Source organism: Mycobacterium sp. 1245499.0, from assembly GCF_001673615.1.
GTDB lineage: Bacteria > Actinomycetota > Actinomycetes > Mycobacteriales > Mycobacteriaceae > Mycobacterium > Mycobacterium europaeum_A.
In genome coordinates, this window is sequence record NZ_LZMG01000361.1 from 1 (window position 1) to 4,032 (window position 4,032).

4 protein-coding genes are annotated in these 4,032 nt (G+C 68.0%); all 4 read left to right on the plus strand.

Annotated features, from left to right (window positions below; all coding sequences use genetic code 11):
• Positions 1 to 165: sulfurtransferase (locus A5646_RS22330; RefSeq protein WP_255362098.1), on the plus strand; the 165-nt coding region annotated here is incomplete at its 5' end.
• A gap of 1 nt (position 166) precedes the next feature.
• Positions 167 to 469: a DUF1416 domain-containing protein gene (locus A5646_RS22335; RefSeq protein ID WP_066880637.1), complete on the plus strand. Its 303-nt coding sequence runs from the start codon at positions 167 to 169 to the stop codon at positions 467 to 469.
• A 252-nt stretch (positions 470 to 721) separates the two neighbouring features.
• Positions 722 to 1,378 carry an FABP family protein gene (locus A5646_RS22340; protein ID WP_066865849.1) on the plus strand — a complete coding sequence of 219 codons (657 nt, stop codon included), beginning with the start codon at positions 722 to 724 and terminating at the stop codon, positions 1,376 to 1,378.
• Between the two features lie 91 nt (positions 1,379 to 1,469).
• A complete protein-coding gene (locus tag A5646_RS22345) occupies positions 1,470 to 3,845 on the plus strand; it encodes a hypothetical protein (protein WP_067024233.1) in 2,376 nt (791 codons plus the stop codon).
• Positions 3,846 to 4,032 lie beyond the last annotated feature (187 nt).

A 4,032-nucleotide genomic window follows, 5' to 3' on the forward strand; every position in this document is an offset into this window, starting at 1 on the left:
GACGGGGAGAAGGAAACGATCGCCTACTGCCGCATCGGCGAGCGGTCGTCGCACACCTGGTTCGTTCTTTATGAATTGCTCGGGCATCGGAATGTGAAGAACTACGACGGCAGTTGGACGGAATACGGCTCCCTGGTGGGCGCCCCGATCGAGTTGGGAAGCTGATATGTGCTCTGCACCGAAACAAGGACTGACGTTGCCCGCCAGCGTCGACTTGGAGAAGGAAACGGTGATCACCGGTCGCGTCGTGGACGGCGACGGCCAGGCAGTGGGCGGCGCGTTCGTCCGCTTGCTGGACTCCTCCGACGAATTCACCGCCGAGGTGGTGGCGTCGGCCACCGGTGACTTCCGGTTCTTCGCCGCACCCGGATCCTGGACCCTGCGCGCCCTGTCGAAGGCCGGCAACGGCGACGCCGTGGTGGCTCCGTCGGGCGCGGGCATCCACGAGGTCGACGTCAAGATCGCCTGACTCACCAACCGCCCCAGACGCGGACACCGCGGGACGAATAGACTTGTCCCCGTGGTGCTGTTCTTCGAGATCATGCTGGTTGTGGCGGTCGTGGTGATTTCATGGTTCGCCCTGTACACCCTCTACCGGCTCATCACCGACGAGTCGTGACCCGCGCCGGCGACGATCCTGCGCGCAGCGAAGGTGAGGAGCGGCGCGCATGACCTCAGCCGGCGACGATCCTGCGCGCAGCGATGGGATGGTGTGGCGCGCGTGACCCCCGATCAACCGTTCAGTTCCGCCGGCTCCGGCGATCGGGCCGTGGCCGCGGCCGCTGAGCGCGCCAAGCTGACCGCCGGCCGCAACATCCCCTCCTACGATGACCTGCCCCTGCCCGCCGACACCGCGAACCTGCGCGAGGGCGCCAATCTGAGCGATGACCTGCTGGCGCTGCTGCCGCTGGTCGGCGTGTGGCGCGGGGAAGGCGAAGGTCGCGGGCAGGACGGGGACTATCGGTTCGGTCAGCAGATCGTGGTCTCGCACGACGGCGGCGACTATTTGAATTGGGAAGCCCGCTCGTGGCGGCTCAGCGAGACCGGCGACTATGAGGAACGCGGTTTGCGCGAGACCGGTTTCTGGCGCTTTGTCAGTGATCCCGACGATCCCGGCGAATCCCACGCGATCGAACTGCTGTTGGCCCATTCGGCGGGCTACGTCGAACTGTTCTACGGCCGCCCCCTGACCCAGTCGTCCTGGGAGCTCGTCACCGACGCGCTGGCCCGCAGCCGGTCGGGCGTGCTGGTCGGCGGCGCCAAACGCCTCTACGGCATCGTCGAGGGCGGCGACCTGGCCTACGTCGAGGAGCGGGTGGACGCCGACGGCGGTCTGGTGCCGCATCTTTCGGCGCGGCTGTCCCGGTTCGCCGGCTAGCAACGGCCCGCGGCCGCCTTTTTCTGCGTGTACTGTTCGACCTCCGAGCATCCGATGGGCGACGATATGCCCCGGAAGGGAGGTCGGTCGGATGCGTCCCAAGCGGTCACCCTCGCCTGTGGTGCGCCGAGCGGTCAGTGCGACCGGCCTGCTTCTGATCCTGTATCTGGCTGTCCTGGATCTGCAGCCCTCGGTCCTTGACGCGCTGCCGGCCTCGCTGGGATGGTTCGGCCGGCCCGGATCGATGCCGACGCTGGCGATCGTGGTCACGGTGCTCATCGCGGCGTGTGTGCTGACCTTCCGATCGGACAGCAGCCACCGGGTGGTGGGGGTTTCGTTCACCGTGATCGCTGCGTTGGTCAGCATGGGCGCGGTGCTGGGCCTCACCTCCTACTGGGGATGTCACGACGCCAATCACCCGGCCTTCTTCACCCCGCTGATGGCGACGGCCAGCCTGGTCAAGGGCGGTACCGGTGACTTCTCGGTGAGCGGGCGAACCTGCCCGAACCCCACGCCCGTCGGGCTGGAGCTGGCCCGGATCGCGGCGCTGGCGGCGATTTTCACCGGATTGGGCGGCGTGGTGGTCGGCGTGTTCCGGTCGCAGGTGGACCGGCTGCGGGCCAACCTGGCCGACTCGGTCACGGTCATCGTCGGGGTCGACGCCGACACCCAGTCGATGATCAGCGCGGTGGCGCGCACGCTGGACCGGCGCAGCACCCTGGTGGTCATCACCGGCGCCAGCGACGACCGCGTGGCGCGCGCCCGCCGACAGGGCGCCCGGGTGGTCCTGGTGGACTTCGACACCCCATCCACGCTGGTGTCACTTCGACTGTGGCGCAATCTTTCTCGGCTCTACCTGATGGCACCCGATCCGGCGATCAACCTGCTGTGGCTCGACCTGATCAGCCGCCGGCTCTCCGAGGTCGCCCACAAGCGGCGGCTGCCGCTCATCGTGCGGATGGACGACCCGTGGCTGGCCCAGGCGTGGCGTGCCCAGCAGTTCGGTGGCTCCGACACGCGGTGGGCGGCCGACGTTGTGGGCAAATACGAGGTGACGGCGGGCAGGCTCCTGGACGCCATCAGCGCGACCCGCCGGACGCGACGCGTGTTCGTCTGCGGCACTTCGCAATTGACCCTTGCCCTGTGCGCCAATCTAACCCAGCGCGCTTTGGAGCGCGACTTCTACACTCCACCCGACGCGGTGCCGCTGCCCGCGCTGACGCTGGTCGAACGCGACGCCGAGGATTACCTGGCCGATCACGAGTTCTACCGTCGGCAGGCCGGATTCGTATCGGAGGGGCCGAAGATCGACGCCGTGGCCCAGCTGCCGACCGTGCCGACCATGCTGAAGCTGATCGGCGAGACCGACCCGGCCGGCTGCGCGGTGATCTTCGTGGACGCCCACGCCGCGACGACCGCGGCCCGACTGGCCGCCCGGTTCCCCGAAATGCCCATCCACGCCTCGGATCTCAACACCAGCATCAGCGACGACTCGATCCAGGTCGTCGGCCGGTTGCAGTCCTACTCGCTGGTGCTCGACACCCAGGAGGGACTGGTTCAGGACGCGTGGGAGCGCGCGGCGCGGCTGATCCACGAGCGCTACGTCTCGACGATCGACCCGGGAGCGCCGCGGTCGGCCGCCGCGATGCCGTGGGCCGAACTCGACGAGTTCTACCGCGGCTCCAACCGCCGCCAGGTACGCAACGCCTTGTGGATGGTGGAACAAATTGCCGGACATACCTGGAACACCTGGGGCAGCCCCCCGGCGCAGTTGTCCGGCCGCGACATGGCGGGTTTGGCGCCGACCGAGCAGCTGGCGTTGATGGGGTTCGACCACCACGCGGCGATGAGCATGGCCCAGGCAGAGCATGAGGACTGGTGCCGTTACTACCGCCGCAACGGCTGGAAATACGGTGTGCCACGCGACGATTCACGCAAGATTCACGACAAGTTGGTGGACTGGCCGACCGTCGAAGCCAACCCGGAGCTGCTCAACGCCGCGGTGCGCAGTCTGGCCGGAACCTTGTGGAGCCTGCGGCAGCTGGGCTTTCGCTCACGCCCGCTGTGGCAATCCTTTTCCCGCGTGGGCACGGTCGCCGCGGAGCAACGCGCGACCGGGTGGACATGGACATCGGATTCGGGCCACATCCTGCGGGCCGACGCCGGGGACTGGGCGATTTCCGAAGACGGCAAGGTCTGGTCGGTGCGCGACGACATCTTCCGCGACACCTACGAACCCGCCGGCGACGGGCGGTGGCGTCGCAAAGGACGGGTCCAGGCGCGCCCGGCGCAGCCCGGCGAGGTCGTCAACACCCTGGAGGGACCCGCGGCGGCGGCCGACGGCGACTGGGTCGTCCGCGGGCAGGGCGGCGAGCAATGGCCGGTTCCGGGTGAGGAATTCGCGCGACGCTACGCCGAGATCCGGTCGTCCGACGACGCCCAGATTCTCGATCGGGGCAACGGCTGAGTTCAGCCCGCCTCCGCGCCAAATGGCCCTGAATTTGCGCCTTCTGACCGGACCCAACACTGATACGGTATCGGCGCACGTGCAATAGCCGACGAGGCTTCGCCCGAGTTAGTTCGCTCCGCCTCACCCAAGGAGACTTCGATGCCGCTGTTCATCAGCTACTCGAGCCAAGACAGGTCGACGGTCG